This window comes from Streptomyces sp. NPDC007346, from assembly GCF_040703535.1.
Lineage (GTDB): Bacteria > Actinomycetota > Actinomycetes > Streptomycetales > Streptomycetaceae > Streptomyces.
The window spans coordinates 148,344-169,129 of sequence record NZ_JBEYKR010000001.1; the positions used below are offsets into that span (position 1 = coordinate 148,344).

The 20,786-nt window shown below is 69.5% G+C and carries 17 protein-coding genes and 2 tRNA genes; 14 read left to right on the plus strand and 5 right to left on the minus strand.

The window, feature by feature from the left end; genetic code table 11:
• The first annotated feature begins 142 nt into the window (after positions 1-142).
• Complete coding sequence (locus tag AB0917_RS00555; RefSeq protein ID WP_356750215.1) at positions 143-631, plus strand: ribose-5-phosphate isomerase; 489 nt, start codon at positions 143-145, stop codon at positions 629-631.
• A gap of 96 nt (positions 632-727) precedes the next feature.
• Positions 728-1,552 carry a DNA-formamidopyrimidine glycosylase family protein gene (locus tag AB0917_RS00560; protein ID WP_366817221.1) on the plus strand — a complete coding sequence of 275 codons (825 nt, stop codon included), beginning with the start codon at positions 728-730 and terminating at the stop codon, positions 1,550-1,552.
• Positions 1,553-1,677: 125 nt separating this feature from the next.
• On the opposite strand, the gene AB0917_RS00565 is transcribed toward AB0917_RS00560, so the two are convergent.
• Positions 1,678-2,913 (minus strand): GNAT family N-acetyltransferase, encoded by a 1,236-nt coding sequence (locus AB0917_RS00565; protein WP_366817222.1) that lies wholly within the window; start codon positions 2,911-2,913, stop codon positions 1,678-1,680.
• A gap of 105 nt (positions 2,914-3,018) precedes the next feature.
• On the opposite strand from AB0917_RS00565, the gene AB0917_RS00570 reads away from it, so the two are divergent.
• The gene (locus AB0917_RS00570) at positions 3,019-4,164 is read left to right on the plus strand and encodes a PP2C family protein-serine/threonine phosphatase (protein ID WP_366817223.1); all 1,146 of its coding nucleotides are present in this window, start codon (positions 3,019-3,021) and stop codon (positions 4,162-4,164) included.
• A 179-nt stretch (positions 4,165-4,343) separates the two neighbouring features.
• Here AB0917_RS00570 and AB0917_RS00575 read toward each other — a convergent pair whose 3' ends face one another.
• A complete protein-coding gene (locus AB0917_RS00575) occupies positions 4,344-5,558 on the minus strand; it encodes a cation:proton antiporter (RefSeq protein ID WP_366817224.1) in 1,215 nt (404 codons plus the stop codon).
• 339 nt (positions 5,559-5,897) lie between these two features.
• Positions 5,898-7,028 carry an acyltransferase family protein gene (locus tag AB0917_RS00580; RefSeq protein WP_366817225.1) on the minus strand — a complete coding sequence of 377 codons (1,131 nt, stop codon included), beginning with the start codon at positions 7,026-7,028 and terminating at the stop codon, positions 5,898-5,900.
• 463 nt (positions 7,029-7,491) lie between these two features.
• Here AB0917_RS00580 and AB0917_RS00585 point away from each other — a divergent pair, with 463 nt between their 5' ends.
• Positions 7,492-7,668, plus strand: a complete 177-nt coding sequence (locus tag AB0917_RS00585; protein WP_366817226.1) for a hypothetical protein — start codon at positions 7,492-7,494, stop codon at positions 7,666-7,668.
• Between the two features lie 167 nt (positions 7,669-7,835).
• Here the strand turns inward: AB0917_RS00585 and AB0917_RS00590 are convergent.
• A tRNA-Gly gene (locus AB0917_RS00590) sits at positions 7,836-7,909 on the minus strand.
• Positions 7,910-8,075: 166 nt separating this feature from the next.
• On the opposite strand from AB0917_RS00590, the gene AB0917_RS00595 reads away from it, so the two are divergent.
• The 5 genes from AB0917_RS00595 to clpX all read left to right on the plus strand — a co-directional run bounded on the left by AB0917_RS00595 (position 8,076) and on the right by clpX (position 12,862).
• A tRNA-Pro gene (locus AB0917_RS00595) sits at positions 8,076-8,152 on the plus strand.
• Positions 8,153-8,302: 150 nt separating this feature from the next.
• The gene (gene tig, locus AB0917_RS00600; protein ID WP_366817227.1) at positions 8,303-9,703 is read left to right on the plus strand and encodes a trigger factor; all 1,401 of its coding nucleotides are present in this window, start codon (positions 8,303-8,305) and stop codon (positions 9,701-9,703) included.
• A 334-nt stretch (positions 9,704-10,037) separates the two neighbouring features.
• Positions 10,038-10,643: an ATP-dependent Clp protease proteolytic subunit gene (locus AB0917_RS00605; RefSeq protein WP_366817271.1), complete on the plus strand. Its 606-nt coding sequence runs from the start codon at positions 10,038-10,040 to the stop codon at positions 10,641-10,643.
• A 79-nt stretch (positions 10,644-10,722) separates the two neighbouring features.
• The gene (locus AB0917_RS00610; protein ID WP_097866920.1) at positions 10,723-11,406 is read left to right on the plus strand and encodes an ATP-dependent Clp protease proteolytic subunit; all 684 of its coding nucleotides are present in this window, start codon (positions 10,723-10,725) and stop codon (positions 11,404-11,406) included.
• 157 nt (positions 11,407-11,563) lie between these two features.
• Complete coding sequence (clpX, locus tag AB0917_RS00615) at positions 11,564-12,862, plus strand: ATP-dependent Clp protease ATP-binding subunit ClpX (RefSeq protein WP_366817228.1); 1,299 nt, start codon at positions 11,564-11,566, stop codon at positions 12,860-12,862.
• A 76-nt stretch (positions 12,863-12,938) separates the two neighbouring features.
• On the opposite strand, the gene AB0917_RS00620 is transcribed toward clpX, so the two are convergent.
• Entirely contained in the window at positions 12,939-14,009 is a 1,071-nt protein-coding gene (locus AB0917_RS00620; RefSeq protein ID WP_366817229.1) for a hypothetical protein, read from the minus strand.
• Between the two features lie 137 nt (positions 14,010-14,146).
• On the opposite strand from AB0917_RS00620, the gene AB0917_RS00625 reads away from it, so the two are divergent.
• The 5 genes from AB0917_RS00625 (at position 14,147) to AB0917_RS00645 (ending at position 20,681) form a co-directional block, all read left to right on the plus strand.
• A complete protein-coding gene (locus tag AB0917_RS00625; RefSeq protein ID WP_366817230.1) occupies positions 14,147-16,768 on the plus strand; it encodes a valine--tRNA ligase in 2,622 nt (873 codons plus the stop codon).
• 136 nt (positions 16,769-16,904) lie between these two features.
• A complete protein-coding gene (locus tag AB0917_RS00630) occupies positions 16,905-18,437 on the plus strand; it encodes a folylpolyglutamate synthase/dihydrofolate synthase family protein (RefSeq protein WP_366817231.1) in 1,533 nt (510 codons plus the stop codon).
• Positions 18,438-18,444: 7 nt separating this feature from the next.
• Complete coding sequence (locus tag AB0917_RS00635; protein ID WP_366817232.1) at positions 18,445-18,798, plus strand: DUF4233 domain-containing protein; 354 nt, start codon at positions 18,445-18,447, stop codon at positions 18,796-18,798.
• A 161-nt stretch (positions 18,799-18,959) separates the two neighbouring features.
• The gene (gene ndk / locus AB0917_RS00640) at positions 18,960-19,373 is read left to right on the plus strand and encodes a nucleoside-diphosphate kinase (RefSeq protein WP_032753273.1); all 414 of its coding nucleotides are present in this window, start codon (positions 18,960-18,962) and stop codon (positions 19,371-19,373) included.
• A 288-nt stretch (positions 19,374-19,661) separates the two neighbouring features.
• Positions 19,662-20,681, plus strand: a complete 1,020-nt coding sequence (locus AB0917_RS00645) for a rod shape-determining protein (protein WP_366817233.1) — start codon at positions 19,662-19,664, stop codon at positions 20,679-20,681.
• Positions 20,682-20,786: the final 105 nt, after the last annotated feature.

The window sequence follows — 20,786 nt, forward strand, 5'->3', positions numbered from 1 at the left end:
AGCGGTACGAAGGGGAGCCTCCCCGGTATACCTGACATCGGCCGTCAGGTATGGACCGCAGGGATCGTACGGATCACGTACGCGGGACGGGCCCCGACCCCGCTGACCGCCGCCGCCCGAAGTCCGTGCCACACTTCGCACCATGCGCGTGTACCTCGGATCCGACCATGCCGGTTACGAACTCAAGAACCACCTCGTCGAGTGGCTCGGTGCCCACGGGCACGAGGCCGTCGACTGCGGTCCTCACATCTACGACGCCCAGGACGACTATCCGCCGTTCTGCCTGCGGGCGGCCGAGAAGACGGCCGCCGACCCGGACAGCCTCGGCATCGTGATCGGCGGCTCCGGAAACGGCGAGCAGATCGCCGCCAACAAGGTCAAGGGCGTCCGCGCCGCACTCGCCTGGAGCGAGCAGACCGCCGCTCTCGGCCGCGAGCACAACAACGCCAACGTCGTCGCGATCGGCGGCAGGATGCACACGCTGGAGGAGTCCACGAAGTTCGTCGAGATCTTCCTCTCCACGCCGTACTCGAACGAGGAGCGCCACACGCGCCGCATCGAGATGCTCTCGGCGTACGAGACCACCGGCGAACTCCCCCCGATCCCCGCCCACCACCCGCAGCAGGGCTGACACGCCCCCGCCGCCCCACGCCACCTGTGCCGCCGGGCCCCGTACCCGGCGGCACGGTCATGTCACCGCCCGTACCTCCACAGGGAGCAGCCCGCCGTGCCCGAGGGACACACGATCCACCGCCTCGCCCAGGACCACGCCGAGCGGTTCGCGGGAGCCCCGGTCCGGGTGAGCAGCCCGCAGGGCAAGTTCTCCGACAGCGCGGCCCTGCTCGACGGGCACACCCTCACCACCACCGACGCCCACGGCAAGCACCTCTTCCTGGGCTTCGGCTCCACCGGCTGGGTCCACATCCACCTCGGCCTCTTCGGCAAGCTCGGCTTCGGCACCGCACCGCCCCCGCCGCCCACCGACACCGTCCGGCTGCGCCTGGTCAACGCGGGCCACCACGCCGATCTGCGCGGCCCCACCACCTGCGCCCTGATCACCGAGCCCGAGAAGCGCGCGATACACGAGCGCCTGGGCCCGGACCCGCTCCGGGGCGACGAGGACGGGGAGCGCGCCTGGCAGCGGATCTCCCGCAGCCGGACCACGGTCGCCGCCCTCCTGATGGACCAGAAGGTCATCGCGGGCGTCGGCAACGTCTACCGGGCCGAGGTCCTCTTCCGCCACGGCATCGACCCCTACCGCGCCGGCAAGGACCTCACCCGCGCCGAGTGGGAGGCGGTCTGGGCGGACCTGGTGGAGCTGATGCACGAGGGCGTACGGAACAACCGGATCGACACCGTCCGCCCCGAGCACCTCCCCGAGGCGATGGGCCGCCCGCCCCGCAAGGACGACCACGGCGGCGAGGTCTACGTCTACCGCCGGGCCAACCTGCCCTGCCACATCTGCGAGAGCGAGATCCGGACGGCGGACCTCGCCGCCCGCAACCTCTTCTGGTGCCCGCGCTGCCAGGACCGGGGCCTGTCCGGCACCTGAGAGGCCGGACGGCTCCCGTAGACGGGTCCGCACCGGCCGTACGGACCGCACCGGCCGTACGGACCCATCTCCCCTACGGCCCCATCGCCCGTACGCCCGCACGGGAGCAGCCCCATACCGCCGCCTCAGAAGTTGTGCGGCAGCCACGGCTCCACGTGCCACGAGAACGCCGACGAGACCTCCGCCACCGCCCCCGGCCGCACCTCCCGCACCCGGCCCGCCGCCGCGAGCGAGGTGAACGGCACCCCGCCCAGGTAGGCGGCGCCCAGCTCCCGTACCGACAGCTCCAGATCCGGCGCGCGATCCGGCGCACGCCGGCACGAGGCACCGCCCTTCGCGTCGGCCACCAGGTGCCAGCGCCCCGCGTTCCACGGGCAGAAGGCGTCCTCCACCTCCAGCACCACATCCACCGGCGTGCGGTACGCGCGCGCCTCCAGCGCCGCCCCCACCTCCACCAGCCGTACGTAGAGCCCGTCCTGCACCCGCGCCCCGCACCGCCGCACGTCCGAGACCAGATGCAGCAGCGGCTCGTCCACCGGCCGCGGGCCCGCCTCCACGGACGACGTCAGGTCGAGGCCGAACAGGAACCGCCACAGCGCCGCGTACGACGCCGGGTCCAGCGCCCCCAGATCCCGCACCGCCACCGTCCCCTTGGGCCCCGCCCGGTCCCAGTCGGGCCTCACCCGGAACGTGGCGTACCCCAGCACCTCGCCGTCCCGCTCGGCGAGCACGCACTGCAACGGCGAGGCGCCCGCCCGGTCCTGCTCCGTGTCGATCACCGCGGACCGCTCCCACTTCGGCTGCCGCACCGGCGTGCCCGGACGCTCCGCGGCGAGCCGCCCGTACACCTCCTCGCACGCCGGCAGGGCCGCCACCGGGTCCGTGTACCGCACCCGCACCTCGTCCGTGCCCGGCGGCAGATCGAGCTGTACGCGGGCGGTGTCGACGTCCAGGCTCAGGGCCCGGGTCGCGGCCCCGTACCCGAAGCGCCCGTAGATGGCCGGTTCCGACGCCGTCAGCACGGCGAGCGGCTCACCCCAGGAACGTACGTCGTCCAACTGGCGCCGCATCATCGTCCGCAGCAGCCCGCGCCGCCGGTGCGTCCCGGCGACGCTCACCGCCGTCACCCCCGCCGTCGGCACCGCCGCACCGCCGGGCACGGTCAGCCGGAAGCTGTACGCCCCCGCCGTACCGACGCACACCTCCCCGTCCCAGAGGCCGATGTTCCGGTCGTGCTCGGTCAGCTCCTGCCAGAGCGCACGCGACTCCGGGGCACTCAGCACGCCCCCGAAGGCACGCTCCAGACAGGCGAACCAGGGGTCCCATTCAGCAGGTCGCAGCACACGGAGTTCTGATGTCATATGCCATCCCTACCAGGGTGAGCCGAAGCGGACGACCCGATTTCGCGCGCATTGTCACCGGGGTCCCCCTGCACCGGAGGCGTCCGGGTGGATAGGGTCCCGGCAATGGCCCGTCGCGGAGGAGTGGACGACTTCTGGGCCCGGTGGCGCAGATCGATGCACCGGGCCCGCATCGGGCTGCGCCGATCCGGGGTGGACTACTTCCGGGGCGACGGCTCCGACTGGATCGCCCTGGCCGGCCTCCTGCTGACGATTCCGGCCATCACCTTCGCCACCATCGCCAGCCCGGTCTGGGTCGACCCGGCCGCCCTGGCCCTGCCCATCGTCGCGGGCGGGCTGCTGCTGCGACCCGCCAGCCTGCTCGGCCTGTACGCCACGTCCGCCGCCGCCCTGATCGTGGAGGCGCTCACGCTCGGCCCGTACGCGGACGGCCCGGCCAGGGTCACTCCGGGCACCGTGCTCGTGGTCGCCGCCTGCGGGTTCTTCGGGCTGATCCTGGCCCAGTTCCGGGCCCGGGTCGGGGTGCCCTGGCGGCGCGGCGGCACGATGCTCTTCGACCTGCGCGAACGCATCCGGGTCCAGAGCTCCCTGCCCCGGCTGCCCCAGGGCTGGCACCGCGAGATGGCCCTGCGCCCGGCCGGCGGCCAGTCGTTCTCCGGGGACTTCGTCGTCGCGGCCCGCACCAGCGGGGGCCGCACCCTGGAGGTCGTCCTCACCGACGTCTCCGGCAAGGGCATGGACGCGGGCTCCCGGGCCCTGCTGCTCTCCGGGGCCTTCGGCGGACTGCTCGGCTCGCTGCCGCCGCACGGCTTCCTCACCGCGGCCAACGGCTATCTGCTGCGCCAGGACTGGGACGAGGGGTTCGCGACCTCGATCCACCTGGTGCTGGACCTGGACTCCGGCGACTACGAGATCTTCTCGGCCGGGCACCCGCCCGCCCTGCAACTGCACTCGGGCAGCGGACAGTGGGAGGAGAAGTCGGGGGAGGGCCCGCTGCTCGGCGTCTACGACGGGGCCGAGTTCGACGCGGTCAAGGGCTCGCTCGCGCCGGGGGACGTACTGATGCTCTTCACGGACGGCCTCGTCGAGGCGTCCGACCGGGACATCGCCGAGGGGATCGACCGGCTGACGGGCGAGGCCGACCGTTATGTCTCCGCCGGGTTCGAGGGCGCTGCCTGGCATCTGATCGAGGCCTGCGCCAAGGACGTCAACGACGACCGGGCACTCCTGCTGCTCTCACGCAGGCACTGAGACGCTGCTCTCACGCAGGCACTGAGAGAGCCGCGCCACGGGGGACACGTCAACGGAGAGGCGCCCGTCACCCGCGAGTGACCATGTGGTGATCGTCACCCGCAGGTGAGGTACGAGGGCACCTCTCCGCTTCCACCCGGACCGGCACCGGTCCCGTTTCCGCCGGCGCCGGGTTCCGTTCAGACCGACACCGGGATCTGCTCCTGATCCTTGTCGCCGTCCCCGCCACCACCGTCTTTGCCACCGTCTTTGCCACCCTGTCCTCCGGGGAGGACCCTGGCCAGCCAGTGCGAGCGCCCGGCCGCCAGAGGCGCGAGGACGGCGAGCAGCAGCACATAGCCGGCGATGAACGGCGAGAGCCGTTTGTCCAGCCCGGCGCCCGCCGCCATCGTGGCCAGGATGAGCGCGAACTCGCCCCGGGCCACCAGCGTGGTGGCGATGTTGGCCGTGGCCTGCGCGCCGAAGGTGTACACCTTGGCGGCGGCGAGACCGGCGGCCACGTTCATGGCGAGCGTGAGGATGACGGCCGCCAGCACCGGCCAGAAGACGCTGCGGAGGTCGCCCGGGTCGATGGAGAGACCGAAGGCGAAGAAGAAGATCGCGCCGAACGCGTCCCGCAGCGGGTGGACCAGCTTGAGGATGCGCTCACCGGACGCGGTCGAGCCGAGCATCAGACCGACCATGAAGGCACCGATCGCGTCGGCGACGCCGAACATCTCGGAGACCCCGGCGACGAAGACCGCGGCACCGAGGAAGGAGATGACGAGGAGCTCGTCGTCCTTGGTGTTCATCAGCTTGCCGATGAGCTTCGTGCCGAACCGGGCGGCCAGGGCGAGCAGCAGCAGGAAGCCGAAGGCCTTGCCACCGTCGACGAGCATGGCCGAGAGGCTGTCCGCGCCGGACAGGATCGGCTGGAGGGCCGCCAGGTAAAGGGCGAGGAAGACGTCCTCGACGACGATGATGCCGAGGATGGGCCGGGTCTCCGGGTTACCGATGCGCCCCAGGTCCACCAGGATCTTGGTGACGATGGCGGACGAGGATATGCCGAGGACACCGGCGAGGACCAACGCCTCCGATGTGCCCCAGCCGAGCGCGAAGCCGAAGGCGAGACCGGCACCCACGTTCAGGGCCAGATAGGTCCCGCCCGCGATGGCCATCTTCCGGCCGCCGGTCTTGAGGTCGTCCATGTGGAACTCGAGCCCCAAGTAGAAGAGCAGGAGGACGAGTCCCAGCGCGGAGAGCATCTCCAGGTCGTGCGGGTTGGAGAGAAGCGTGTAACCGGGCGTATGAGGGCCGAGGAGGATACCGGCCAGGATGAACAGGGGGATCGTCGGCAGCCCGATGCGGCCGCCGAGGCGGGCGAGGACGGCAGCGGCCAGGAAGGCGCCGCCCATAGCGAGGAGGGTGTCTGCGTGTCCGATGAGCCTGTTCCTTCGGGTTAGGTCAAGAGGGCATCAAGAGGGTGTCAACAAACCATCAGTAATTAGTTTACCGAACGATTGTCTCCGCAACTATGAGTCCGCCAGATTGTCGGTGTTTGTCCGTTCAGGGAGATGGCGGTGTCCGCGGCAGGTAAAGGGCATGGCCCCGGCCGTCACCGGGTGCCCGGTCGAGGAGCTGTCCGCGCGCACCGAAAGGAATCGGCCAACCCGGAAACGCACTGATCCACCCGTGGCGGCCGCCACGGGTGGATCAGGGAAGAGGGGGAGGGAAGGAGGGGAGGTGGGGCGGGGTCAGCGCTTCGCGGGGTCCTTCCGGAACGCCCACTTCATCTCCGGCTCGGTGGCGAACCTCAGTGCCCGGCCCACCGGCGGCGAGCACATCAGCGTCACCGCGACCGCGGCCACGGCCGAGACGACGACCAGGCCGACGGGGTCGGAGAGCCAGGTGTAGCGGTCGAACACCCCCGCGTACAGGGCGCCCTTGATCAGGAAGCCGTGGAGCAGATAGCCGCAGATCGTCCCGGCGCCCAGCGCCGTGAACCACGTGCGCCTGCGCGGCACCCAGGCCAGGAAGCCGATGGTCAGCGCCAGGGCGCACCCGAACAGGGTCAGGGACATCACCATGCCCGACCACCACGGAGCGTCCATCTCCTGGGCGCTGTTGGCGCGGTAGAGCCAGCCGAGCTGCATACGCGGGGCGACCCAGTAGGCGAACAGCAGGGCGCCCGTGGCCAGGGGCAGGGAGAGCAGCCGCACCTCACGGCGCCGGACCAGCTGGAAGTGCTCGGGCCTCATCAGCAGGCCGAGCACGAAGAACGGCAGGAACTGGAAGACGCGTTGGAGATCCAGGTCGTCACCGATGTCGGGGGAGACGGAGGCCAGCATCGCGATGGCGAGCGCCACCGGCAGCGGATGGCGCAAGGTGCGCCAGATCGGCGTAGTGACCCGCCAGATGAACAGGGCCATCAGGAACCAGGTCAGGTACAGCGGATCGGCCAGGCTGATCGGGGTGTCGGGCGAATCGCCCGCGTACCGCCTGAAGAGCGAGTAGGCCGTCTCGAACAGCACGTACGGCACGGCGACGCCGGTGATCAGGCGCTTCACCTTCGGGGTGGACATGTCGAACGTGCGGGAGAAGTAGCCGGAGATGAGGATGAAGGCCGGCATGTGGAACGCGTACACGATCATGTAGAGCGCCCGGGTGGCCCGGCTGCCGTCCATCACCGGTTCCCAGGCGTGCGCCACCGCCACCAGGACGATGGCCAAATACTTCACGTTGTCGAAGTAGGGGTCGCGCCGCCCCGCCGCCGAGGGGGCCGGGGCGGCGGCCGTGGGGGTGAGCGTCCGTCCGTGTCCGGGCTCCGACTCCCGGGTCGCCGGGGGGAGCGGGGCCCTGGTGAACGCGCTCGGGGCTTGGAACATTTAAGGCACCTTAGACCCGTCGATTGCCTTGCGTAAAACCGCGATGAGATATCGCGTGTTCCCCTCCATTCGCAGATGAAACCGTCGAACACTGCCCGCTATGGCATGCTTCGTCCCGCTTAAACAGGGCATATCGTCGGGGAGTTGGCCGAGTGAATTACCTCGCATCGTGCGCCCCAATTTCCTGTGAACGAGCTGTGGGGATAAGGAAACGGTCACCGCGACGGGGGCCGGTGAATGTGGGGCCGCGCGGATTTCGCGGCGGAAGCGCGGGGTCTGCGGCGTGGAGCCCCGCTGAGCTGGGCATGATGGCGGGATCCGGTCAGTGTGATCCGTCACCCGGCAGCAGATACCCGGGAGTTGGTGGCACGATGGACGCGACGGGGCGCGCAGTGGTGCACGCTTCCGGGCCGGCAAGGCGGACCGACCGAGGGTGTGATCAGACGTGGCTATTTCACTGTCTATGGTGCTGCTGTTCGCGGTCATCCTGGTGGTGCTGATCCGTGGCGGCTCCATCAAGCCCGGACCCGCGTTCGTCGCCGTGCTCTTCGGCTTCTTCCTGGCATCGACCGGCATGGCCCCGTCGATCAACAGGTTCATGAACTCGATAGCGGACACGATCAACCAGATCAGCTTCTGAGGCCGGGTCAGGTCCTGAGGCCCGATCAGCTCCCGGGAGCCGAACGGCTTCCGTGGGCGGAACGGCTTCCGGGGCCGGATCGGCCACCGGGAGCGGCCGCGTCCGCCACGCGGCCCCCTATACGCGAGAGGCCCGGTCCGACGGAGGAGTCGGACCGGGCCCAGGCGTGGAGCGGGCGACGGGAATCGAACCCGCGTAGCTAGTTTGGAAGACTAGGGCTCTACCATTGAGCTACGCCCGCGTGCACCGCACCGCCGGTCCGAGGACCGCGGCACGAAGAGCATCGTAGCGGGTCGGCGGCGCTGTCCGCACACCTGTCGGCGCCGGCCGCCGGACCTCCGCCCCCGGCCGCCCCGTAAAGCGGCCGACCTACGGCTCCGGTGCATGTACCCTACGTGTCGCACCGACGGGGTGTGGCGCAGCTTGGTAGCGCGTCCGCTTTGGGAGCGGAAGGTCGTCGGTTCGAATCCGGCCACCCCGACCACCAGCAAGATCGCATTGTGGGAGTCCTCCCCCTTGCCGTTACTATGCAAATTGCGTGCCCGTGTGTCTGATGTACCGGGCTCGGTCCGCGAAGCCGCCGATCGGCGGCCCAGCAGAACCCCAAGAAGTCAGCCACCAAGGAGACCGAACCGTGAAGAGCGCCGTGGAGACCCTGAACCCGACTCGGGTTCGGCTCAGCATCGAGGTGCCCTTCGAGGAGCTCAAGGACAGCCTCGACGCGGCGTACAAGAAGATCAACCAGCAGGTCACGGTGAAGGGCTTCCGCAAGGGCAAGATCCCCGCCCGGGTCATCGACCAGCGGTTCGGCCGCGGTGCTGTGCTGGAGGAGGCCGTCAACGACGCCCTCCCGAAGTTCTACACCGAGGCGGTCAACGAGGGTGAGCTGAACGTCCTCGGCCAGCCCGAGGTCGACATCACCGAGCTGAAGGACGGCGAGCTGCTGGCCTTCACCGCCGAGGTTGACGTACGCCCCGAGATCGAGATTCCGGACTACTCCGGCATCGAGGTCACCGTCGACGCCCTCGAGGTCACCGACGAAGAGGTCGAGAAGGCCGTGGAGCAGCTGCGCGAGCGCTTCGCCTCCACCAACCCGGTCGAGCGCGCCGCCGCCGACGGCGACGTCGTCACGATCGACCTGGAGGCCAAGGTCGACGGAGAGGTCCTGGAGGACGGCGTGGCCGCCGGTGTCTCGTACACCATCGGTTCCGGCGAGCTCCTCGACGGCATCGACGAGGCCGTGACCGGCCTGGAGGCCGGTGGCGAGGCCACCTTCACCTCCGAGCTGAAGGGCGGCTCCGCCGAGGGCAAGGCCGCGGAGGTCACCGTCAAGGTCACCGCCGTCGCCGCCCGTGAGCTCCCCGAGCTGGACGATGACTTCGCCCAGATGGCCAGCGAGTTCGACACGCTGGAGGAGCTGAAGGCCGACAGCCGCAAGCGCCTGGAGACCACCAAGCAGTACGACCAGGCCACCCAGGCCCAGGAGCGCGTCCTGGAGGAGCTGCTGAAGCTCGCCGAGGTCCCGATCCCGGAGAAGCTGCTCGCGGACGAGGTCCAGACCCGCAAGCACAACCTGGAGCACCACCAGCTCGGCCAGATGGGTCTCGACCTCGAGAAGTACCTGGAGATCCAGGGCAAGACCCTGGAGGAGTTCGAGAACGAGACCTCCGAGCAGGCCGTCAAGGGCATCAAGACCCAGTTCATCCTCGACGAGCTGGTCAACAAGGAGAAGCTGAACGTCAACCAGGAGGAGCTCACCGAGCACCTCATGCGGCGCGCTGCCTCCTCCGGCATGAGCCCCGACCAGTTCGCCCAGGCCGTCGTCGAGGGTGGCCAGGTGCCGATGCTCGTCGGCGAGGTCGCCCGCGGCAAGGCGCTCGCCGTCGTCGTCGAGGCCGCCAAGGTCGTCGACACCAACGGTGAGGTCGTCGACCTGGAGGACGACGAGGACGAGACCGCCGGCACCACGGAGACGGCCGAGGCCGCCACCGAGGAGAAGGCGGCCGACAAGGCCGAGGAGAAGAACGAGGCCTGAGCCTCGCCCTGATCCGCACGACGGCACCACGCCGATCGGCACGACTCCGCACGACGGCATCACGCCGACCGGCACGACGGGCCCCGGACGCACCACACGCGTCCGGGGCCCGTCCCCGTATCCCCGTCGTATCGCCGTGCGGCCCCGGAACCCCTGTGCCCCCTGCGGACCTTGCGCTCCCAGCGAACAGTTGCGGAACCGGGATGGCGTTGTCCCACCTGCGCGTTAGGGTCCATGAAGAGGAAGGGTGGGGGATTCCCTCATCCGCCCGGTACGAAGACGCTGAGACGGCCGGAGCCGTCAGAGACGAGCAGGTGGATACGTGACGAATCTGATGCCCTACGCCGCCGGAGAGCCGTCCCTCGGTGGAGGCCTCGGTGACCAGGTCTACAGCCGACTGCTCGGCGAGCGCATCATCTTCCTCGGTCAGCAGGTCGACGATGACATCGCCAACAAGATCACCGCGCAGCTCCTGCTCCTTGCCGCCGACCCGGACAAGGACATCTACCTCTACATCAACAGCCCCGGTGGCTCGGTGACGGCCGGCATGGCGGTCTACGACACCATGCAGTACATCCCGAACGACGTGGTCACCATCGGGATGGGCATGGCGGCCTCGATGGGCCAGTTCCTGCTCACCGGCGGTGCCGCGGGCAAGCGCTTCGCGCTCCCGAACACCGACATCCTCATGCACCAGGGCTCGGCCGGTATCGGCGGAACGGCCTCGGACATCAAGATCCAGGCCGAGTACCTGCTCCGCACCAAGACGCGTATGGCCGAGATCACCGCCCGCCACTCCGGCCAGACCGTCGAGACGATCATCCGCGACGGCGACCGCGACCGCTGGTACACGGCGGAGGAGGCCAAGGACTACGGCCTCATCGACGAGATCATCACGTTCGCGTCGGGCATCCCGGGCGGCGGCGGCACCGGTGCCTGATCCGGTTCCCACCGGACCGGCAGCACCTCCCGCACACCTCTCGTACGCCGAGACCCCCAGCCCACAGAACGCCACCAGGATGGTGAACACCCACATGAACAACTTCTCCGGCGCCTCCGCGAGCGGCCTCTACACCGGCCCGCAGGTGGACAACCGCTACGTCGTCCCGCGCTTCGTGGAGCGCACCTCGCAGGGTGTGCGTGAGTACGACCCGTACGCGAAGCTCTTCGAGGAGCGCGTGATCTTCCTCGGCGTCCAGATCGACGACGCCTCGGCCAACGACGTCATGGCGCAGCTGCTCTGCCTGGAGTCGATGGACCCGGACCGCGACATCTCGATCTACATCAACAGCCCCGGCGGCTCGTTCACCGCGCTCACCGCGATCTACGACACGATGCAGTTCGTGAAGCCGGACATCCAGACGGTCTGCATGGGCCAGGCCGCCTCCGCCGCCGCCGTCCTGCTCGCCGCCGGCACCCCGGGCAAGCGCATGGCGCTCCCGCACGCCCGCGTCCTGATCCACCAGCCGTCCTCGCAGACGGGCCGCGAGCAGCTCTCCGACCTGGAGATCGCGGCCAACGAGATCCTCCGCATGCGGACGCAGCTGGAGGAGATGCTGGCCCGGCACTCGACCACCCCGCTGGAGAAGATCAGCGAGGACATCGAGCGTGACAAGATCCTCACGGCCGAGGACGCCCTGGCGTACGGGCTCGTCGACCAGATCGTGTCCACCCGCAAGACGACCGCGGGCGCATCGGTCTGACGTCGGTCTTTCCCCTTGGCACATTCCGTGTCCACGGTCTCGGCCGTGTGAACCGTGCCAAGGGGGGCCCGAACGGGGGCCCAGGCAAGGTACCGTCGGATAGAGGCACCAGGAGCCGCTGAACCAGGCGGCCTCCCAGGCGAAGGGGAAGCACCTCGTGGCACGCATCGGTGATGGCGGCGACCTGCTCAAGTGCTCGTTCTGTGGCAAGAGCCAGAAGCAGGTGAAGAAGCTCATCGCGGGACCCGGTGTGTACATCTGCGACGAGTGCATCGATCTCTGCAACGAGATCATCGAGGAGGAGCTCGCGGAGACGAGCGAGGTCCGCTGGGAAGAGCTTCCCAAGCCCCGCGAGATCTACGAGTTCCTCGAGGGGTACGTCGTCGGGCAGGAGCCCGCGAAGAAGGCCCTCTCGGTCGCGGTGTACAACCACTACAAGCGGGTCCAGGCCGGGGAGAACGGCGGCGGCGCGGGTCGTGAGGACGCGATCGAGCTCGCCAAGTCGAACATCCTGCTGCTGGGCCCCACGGGCTCCGGCAAGACGCTCCTCGCGCAGACCCTGGCCCGCATGCTCAACGTCCCGTTCGCCATCGCGGACGCCACCGCGCTGACGGAGGCCGGCTATGTCGGCGAGGACGTCGAGAACATCCTGCTGAAGCTGATCCAGGCGGCCGACTACGACGTCAAGAAGGCCGAGACCGGGATCATCTACATCGACGAGATCGACAAGGTCGCCCGCAAGAGCGAGAACCCGTCGATCACCCGCGATGTCTCCGGCGAGGGCGTCCAGCAGGCCCTGCTGAAGATCCTGGAGGGCACCACCGCCTCCGTGCCGCCGCAGGGCGGACGCAAACACCCGCACCAGGAGTTCATCCAGATCGACACGACGAACGTCCTGTTCATCGTGGGCGGCGCCTTCTCCGGACTGGAGAAGATCATCGAGTCCCGGGCCGGCGCCAAGGGCATCGGGTTCGGCGCCACGATCCGCTCCAAGCTGGAGATCCAGGCGAGCGACCAGTTCCAGGAGGTCATGCCGGAGGACCTGGTGAAGTTCGGGATGATCCCCGAGTTCATCGGCCGCCTCCCCGTGCTGACCTCCGTGCACAACCTGGACCGCGAGGCGCTGCTCCAGATCCTCATCGAGCCGCGCAACGCCCTGGTCAAGCAGTACCAGCGGCTCTTCGAACTCGACGGCGTGGAGCTGGAGTTCGAGCGCGAGTCGCTGGAGGCCATCGCCGACCAGGCGATCCTGCGCCAGACCGGCGCGCGCGGCCTGCGGGCCATCATGGAGGAAGTCCTCCAGTCCGTGATGTACGAGGTCCCCTCCCGCAAGGACGTCGCCCGCGTCGTCATCACGCCGGACGTCGTCCGCAACCACGTCAACCCGACGCTGGTCCCGCGCGAGCCGCGCACGATCGGCAAGAACGACGGCGGCCGCCACGAGAAGTCCGCTTAGCGGCAGCGAAGTTCACGTACGCCGAAGGGGCGCCCGTCCGGCCGACCGGACAGGCGCCCCTTCGGGGTCGAGCGCGTCAGATCTTGGTGCGCGAGGTGTTGTAGAGCTTGGCGGCGAGGGCGGCGACCTCGTCCTGCCCCATCCCCTTGCCCGTCAGGGCGTTGCCGGCGTCGGCGCCGACGACCATCCCGACGGTGCTGTAGTCGGCCCAGATGCAGACCGGCGTGATGATCTCCTTCGGCCCCTTCGCGGGGGTGCCGTCGGCCTTGCTGTTGATCGTCTTCAGGTCCTGGCACCGCATCAGGGCACCGTCGAAACCGGCCGGCTTGACGTCCGTCGGGCTGCCGACGAGAGAGACCTCGTTGCCGTTGCTGGTCGAGCCCATCTTCTTCTCGGCGTCGCTGAAGGTGTTGTTGATGATGCCGGCCGGGTCCTCGACCTCGCCCCAGTAGCCCTGGAGCAGAAGCATCTTCTTCGTGAGCGGGTTGTCGTCGGAACCGGCCGCGTACTCGGCGCCGGTCTGCTGCGGGTTCTTCAGCCCCGCGGCCTCGGCGTCCTCCTTCGACTTGCCCGTCAGCGGGGCGGAGCGCACGGGCGTGGACGTCTTCCGCGTGTAGTCGTCCACCGATTCGGTCGGCGTCAGCTTGTAGCCCCTGGTGGAGTCGGCCACATCGCTGTTGCTCGCGCCGCCCGACGTGAAGAACCAGATCCCGGCCCCGATGACCGCCAGCGCCACCACGGACGCCCCCACGATCAGCCCGGTCTTCTTCTTCGGCTGCTGCGGCGGCTGGGCCCCGTACACCGGCTGGCCGCCGTACGGGGGAGTGGGCGGCTGCTGGCCGTACGGGCCCGGCTGCTGGGGCTGCGGGTAGCCGTAGCCGGGCTGGCCCGGGGGAGGGGTGCCGTAGGCGGGCTGCCCCTGCGGAGGCGTGCCGTAGCCGGGCTGGCCCTGGGGCGGTGCGCCGTAGGGGCCGGGCTGCTGCGGCGGGACACCCGGAGGGGCCTGCTGGGGGTAACCGTAGCCGGGCTGGCCCTGCGGGGGGCCCTGCGGCGGCGGGCCGCCGTACGGACCGGGCTGCTGTCCGTACGGTCCGGGCTGGCCCTGCGGCGGCTGCCCGCCGTACGGGCCCGGCTGGTTGTAACTCATTGCGGTGTCCCCTCCGAAACTCTTATGCGTTGCGAACATCCTGACGGAAGCCGCCCTGACATGGGGGATCGGCCCCGACACCGTTACTGAACCAATCCGTTTCAGTGCAGAGCTGTGACGGCCCTAAACTGTCCCCCGTGACCGAGAACTCATCGCAGCAGCCAGCCAGCAACCCCGAACTGCCGACCACGTACGCGCCGGCCGATGTAGAGGGGAAGCTGTACGAGCGCTGGGTAGAGCGTGGTTACTTCGAAGCCGACGAGCACAGCGACAAGCCGCCCTACAGCATCGTCATCCCGCCGCCGAACGTCACCGGCTCCCTCCACCTGGGCCACGCCTTCGAGCACACCCTGATCGACGCGCTGGTCCGCCGGAAGCGGATGCAGGGCTTCGAGGCGCTCTACCAGCCGGGCATGGACCACGCCGGCATCGCCACCCAGAACGTCGTCGAGCGCGAGCTCGGCAAGGAGGGAAAGTCCCGCCACGACCTGGGCCGCGAGGCCTTCGTCGAGCGCGTCTGGAAGTGGAAGAACGAGTCCGGCGGCCAGATCTCCGGCCAGATGCGCCGCCTCGGCGAGGGCGTCGCCTGGTCCCGTGAGCGCTTCACCATGGACGAGGGCCTCTCCAAGGCCGTCCAGACCGTCTTCAAGCAGATGTACGACGACGGGCTGATCTACCGCGCCGAGCGCATCATCAACTGGTGCCCGCGCTGTCTCACCGCGATCTCCGACATCGAGGTCGAGTACCAGGAGGACGACGGCGAGCTCGTCTCCATGACGTACGGGGAGGGCGACGAGACCATCGTCGTCGCCACCACCCGCGCCGAGACGATGCTCGGTGACACCGCCGTCGCCGTCCACCCCGACGACGAGCGCTACCAGCACCTGATCGGCAAGCAGATCAAGCTGCCGCTGACCGACCGTACGATCCCGGTCGTCGCCGACCACCACGTCGACCCGGAGTTCGGCACCGGCGCGGTCAAGGTGACCCCCGCGCACGACCCGAACGACTTCGAGATCGGCAACCGCCACGACCTGCCGTTCATCGCCGTCCTGGACGAGCGCGCGGTCATCACCGTCCCGGGCCCCTTCGAGGGCCTGGACCGGCTGGAGGCCCGCTCCGCCATCGTCGCCGCCCTGCGCGCCGAGGGCCGGATCGTCGCCGAGAAGCGGCCGTACGTCCACTCCGTCGGGCACTGCTCGCGCTGCAAGACCACCATCGAGCCGCGCCTCTCGCTCCAGTGGTGGGTCAAGGTCGCCCCGCTCGCCGAGGCCGCCGGTGACGCGGTCCGCGACGGCAAGGTCAAGATCCACCCGCAGGAGATGGAGAAGCGGTACTTCGACTGGGTCGACAACCTCCACGACTGGTGCATCTCGCGCCAGCTCTGGTGGGGCCACCGCATCCCCGTCTGGTACGGGCCGAACGGCGAGGTCGTCTGCGTCGGACCGGACGACGAGGCGCCCACCGGCGAGGGCTGGACCCAGGACAGCGACGTCCTGGACACCTGGTTCTCCTCGGGTCTGTGGCCCTTCTCCACCCTCGGCTGGCCCGAACGGACCGACAGCCTCGCGAAGTTCTACCCGAACTCCGTCCTGGTCACCGGCTACGACATCCTCTTCTTCTGGGTCGCCCGGATGATGATGTTCGGCCTGTACGTCAACGACGGCGTCCCGCCCTTCGGCACCATCGTCCTGCACGGCATGGTCCGCGACGAGCACGGCAAGAAGATGTCGAAGTCCTTCGGCAACGTCGTCAACCCGCTGGACTGGATGGACAAGTACGGCTCCGACGCCCTGCGCTTCACCCTCGCGCGCGGCGCCAACCCGGGCACCGACGTGCCGATCGGTGAGGACTGGGTCCAGGGCTCGGCGAAGTTCTCCAACAAGATCTGGAACGCGACCCGCTTCGCGCTGATGAACGGCGCCACGATCGAGGGCGACCTGCCCCCGGTCGAGGAGATGTCGGTCACCGACCGCTGGATCCTGTCCCGTCTCAACAAGACGGTCGCGGACGTCGACGCGTTCTACGACGACTTCCAGTTCGCGAAGATCAGCGAGTCGCTGCGCCACTTCGCCTGGGACGAGGTCTTCGACTGGTACGTCGAGCTCTCCAAGACCACGTTCTTCGCGGGCGGCCGCCCGGCCGAGGTCTCGGGCCGGGTCCTCGGCGAGGTCCTCGACGTGATGCTGCGGCTGCTGCACCCGATCGTCCCGTTCGTCACGGAGGCGCTGTGGACCGCGCTCACCGGGCGCGAGTCGATCGTCATCGCGCAGTGGCCCGGCGACTCCGGCTTCCGCGACGACGCGGCCGAGAAGGAGATCGAGCTGGTCCAGCAGGTCGTCACCGAGGTCCGCCGGTTCCGCAACGACCAGGGCCTCCAGCCCGGCCAGAAGGTCCCGGCCGAGCTGACCCTGAGCGGTACGGCGCTGGCGCCGCACGAGGCGGCCATCCGCCAGCTCCTGCGGCTCCAGCCCGCCGGCGACGGCTTCCAGGCCACCGCCTCCCTCCCCGTCGCCGGCGCCACCGTCGCCCTGGACCTGTCCGGCACCATCGACGTCCCGGCCGAGCGCAAGCGCCTCACCAAGGACCTGGAGTCGGCGCGCAAGGAGAAGGCCCAGGCAGAGGGCAAGCTCGGCAACGAGGCGTTCCTGGCCAAGGCCCCGGACAACGTGGTCGACAAGATCCGCGGCCGCCTCACCAAGGCCGAGGCCGACATCGAGCGGATCTCCGCCCAGCTGGCGGCCCTCCCGCAGAGCTGATGTGCTGAGGGCGAGGCCCCCGCACCCCCGACCGACCGGGGGCGCGGGGGCTTCGCCGTACGCCCTGGGCGCCCCGCCCGTCCGCAGTGTGCCGGGCGCTGCGCGCGATGTCGGTGCCCATCCGTAGACTGGCCCCGTGAGTGAGCCCCGCCCTTCAGACCGGCACGACGCGTCCGAGCCCGACGACACCTTCGCGGAGATCGTCGGCGAAGAGACCCAGCGCGACCCCGACCTGGCGGTGATCGAGGCCGGGAGCCGCACCCTGCGCACCTACGCGGGAACACCCCAGGGCGAAGCGGTCCCCGCCCGACCCACCGACCCCGAGACCGACCGGGCGCTGCGCGCGGTGGAGCAGGAGCTCGCCGGACGCTGGGGCGAGACCAAGCTCGAGCCCTCCGTCACGCGCATCGCCGCCCTGATGGACGTGCTCGGCGAGCCGCAGCGCGCCTACCCCTCGATCCACATCACGGGGACCAACGGCAAGACCTCCACGGCCCGCATGATCGAGGCCCTGCTCAACGCGTTCGAGCTGCGCACCGGCCGCTACACCTCGCCGCACGTCCAGTCGATCACCGAGCGGATCAGCCTCGACGGCTCCCCGATCGAGCCCGAGCGGTTCATCGAGACGTACGAGGACGTCAAGCCGTACGTCGAGATGGTCGACGCCCAGCAGCCCTACCGGCTCTCCTTCTTCGAGGTGCTCACCGGCATGGCGTACGCGGCCTTCGCCGACGCGCCCGTCGACGTGGCGGTCGTCGAGGTCGGCATGGGCGGCACCTGGGACGCCACCAACGTCATCGACTCCACCGTCGCGGTCGTCACCCCCATCTCGCTGGACCACACCGACCGCCTCGGCACCACACCGGCCGAGATCGCCGGGGAGAAGGCCGGTGTCATCAAGCAGGGCGCCACGGTCATCCTGGCCCAGCAGCCGGTGGACGCCGCACAGGTGATGCTGAAGAAGGCCGTCGAGGTCGACGCCACCGTGGCCCGCGAGGGCATGGAGTTCGGCGTCGCCTCCCGCGAGGTCGCGGTCGGCGGACAGCTGCTCACCCTGCGCGGGCTGGGCGGTGCGGCCACCGAGTACACAGACATCTTCCTGCCGCTGTACGGGGCCCACCAGGCGCACAACGCGGCGGTCGCGCTCGCCGCCGTCGAGGCGTTCTTCGGCATCGGCGCCGAGCAGGCCCGATCGCTGGACATCGACGCGATCCGCAAGGCGTTCGCCGCGGTGATCTCGCCCGGCCGCCTGGAGGTCGTGCGCTCCAGCCCGACCGTCGTCCTGGACGCCGCGCACAACCCGGCGGGCGCCAAGGCCGCGGCGGACGGGATCTCCGAGGCGTTCAGCTTCTCCCGGCTGATCGGCGTGGTCGGCACCAGCGGCGACAAGGACGTGCGCGGGCTGCTCGAGGCCTTCGAGCCGATCTTCGCCGAGATCGTCATCACGCAGAACTCCACCCCGCGCGCGATGGACGCGGACGAGCTGGCCGCCATCGCCGTCGAGGTATTCGGCGACGACCGGGTCCAGGTCGAACCGCGTCTGGACGACGCGCTGGAGGCGGCGATCACGCTGGCCGAGGAGGACGACGAGTACGCGGGCGCCGGGGTCCTGGTGACCGGATCGGTGATCACGGTCGGCGAGGCCCGGCTGCTTCTGGGAAGGGGCTGAGACAGCCATGCGGACGCTCTGCTCCTCGACGCTGCTCGGTGAGTTCTTCGTGATCGGCTTCGCCGGACTCGTCGCGATGAAGCTGGACGACGTCTCCCTGGCCGCGGTCTGGACGGTCTGCGGGGTCGGCATGGTGCTCTCCCTGCTGCTCTGCGGGATGCTCACCCGCCCCGGCGGAATCCAGCTCGGCTGGGCCCTCCAGGTCGCCCTGGTCCTCAGCGGCTTCGTCGTCCCGATGATGTTCATCCTCGGTCTGGTCTTCGGCGGACTGTGGTGGGCCTCGGTGCACTACGGCCGCCGGATCGACGAGGCGAAGGCCCACTGGGCCGCCCAGCAGGAGGCCGGCGAGGCCGCGGCCTGACGCCGTGCCCCGGGGGCCCGGCCCCCGCGACCGGCGGCCCGGGGTCCCGTCACCGGCGGCCGGGGCCCGAAGGTGACTCTGGGTGAACCCGGCCGCCGGCCCGGTTCCGTACCCCTGTAATCTCGCCTCACCGCACCCGTAGTGTCTGCAAGGAGCCGCACATGACTCAGCGCACCCTCGTCCTGCTCAAGCCCGACGCGGTCCGCCGCGGACTGATCGGCGAGATCGTCGGCCGGATCGAGCGCAAGGCGGGCTGGCGGATCACCGCGCTGGAGCTGCGCACCCTGGACCAGGACACGCTGGAGCAGCACTACGGTGAGCACAAGGGCCGCCCGTTCTACGAGCCGCTCGTGGAGTTCATGGCCTCCGGTCCGGTCGTCGCCCTGGTGGCCGAGGGCGAGCGGGTGATCGAGGGCGTCCGTGCCCTGGCCGGCCCCACCGACCCGATCGCCGCCGCGCCCGGTTCCATCCGCGGTGACTTCGGCACGATCACCAGGGAGAACCTCATCCACGCCTCGGACTCGCAGGAGTCCGCAGAGCGAGAACTGAAGCTTTTCTTTCCGGGACTTTCCTGACCCGATCGGCCAAACAGCGCTGCCTGCCTAGGGCGACCGAAGTAATTCGGTCGCCCTTCGGCATAGGGTTCGGGATCGCGGGAACGCATCCCTCCGACGTAACGTCACCATGGGTAGGACGGGCACCCGTTCCGCCCACACCGGCGAAGGACCCTCGCGCTGTGTCCGTGCATACGGCACTACGATGGAAGCTTCCACGCCCGCAGCGCCAACCTCGCCTACCAGAACAAGCCATCATCGCTTCTTGGGAAGGCCCGACGCATCCTCATGGGGAACAAGGGGAACTCAATGTCGTTCATCGGCCGTGACATGGCTATCGACCTCGGGACTGCCAACACGCTGGTGTACGTCAGGGGGCGCGGCATCGTCATGAACGAGCCGTCCGTCGTGGCCATCAACACCAACACCGGCGGAATTCTGGCGGTCGGCTCCGAGGCCAAGAAGATGATCGGGCGTACGCCGGGCAACATCGTTGCCGTACGGCCCCTGAAGGACGGCGTGATCGCCGACTTCGAGATCACGGAGCGGATGCTCCGCTACTTCATCCTCAAGATCCACAAGCGCCGTTACCTGGCCCGTCCCCGGGTCGTCGTCTGCGTGCCCTCCGGTATCACCGGGGTCGAGCGCCGCGCCGTCATCGAGGCGTCGACGCAGGCAGGCGCGCGCCAGGTGCACATCATCGAGGAGCCCATGGCCGCGGCCATCGGCTCCGGTCTGCCCGTCCACGAGGCCACCGGCAACATGGTCGTGGACATCGGTGGCGGCACCACCGAGGTCGCGGTGATCTCCCTCGGCGGAATCGTCACTGCCCAGTCGATCCGCACCGCCGGTGACGAGCTGGACAACGCGATCATCCAGCACATCAAGAAGGAGTATTCGCTCCTCCTCGGTGAGCGGACCGCCGAACAGATCAAGATCACGATCGGTTCGGCGTTCGACCTGGAGAAGGACGAGCACACCGAGATCCGCGGCCGCGACCTGGTCTCCGGGCTGCCCAAGACGGTCGTCATCTCGGCCGCCGAGGTGCGCAAGGCCATCGAGGAGCCGGTCAACGCGATCGTCGACGCCGTGAAGACGACGCTCGACAAGTGCCCGCCCGAGCTCTCCGGCGACATCATGGACCGTGGCATCGTCCTCACCGGCGGCGGTGCGCTGCTGCGCGGCCTGGACGAGCGGCTGCGCCACGAGACGGGCATGCCGATCCACATCGCCGAGGACCCGCTGGACTCCGTGGCGCTCGGCTCCGGCAAGTGCGTCGAGGAGTTCGAGGCGCTCCAGCAGGTGCTGGACGCCCAGCCCCGCCGGTAGGGCAGACGGAGCATCACCCGATCCGGCGCGCGGACGCTGCTGCTCCGCCCGCCGGATCGTTGATATAGATCGTTGCTGTGCACGTACCGACTGACGTCACGACAG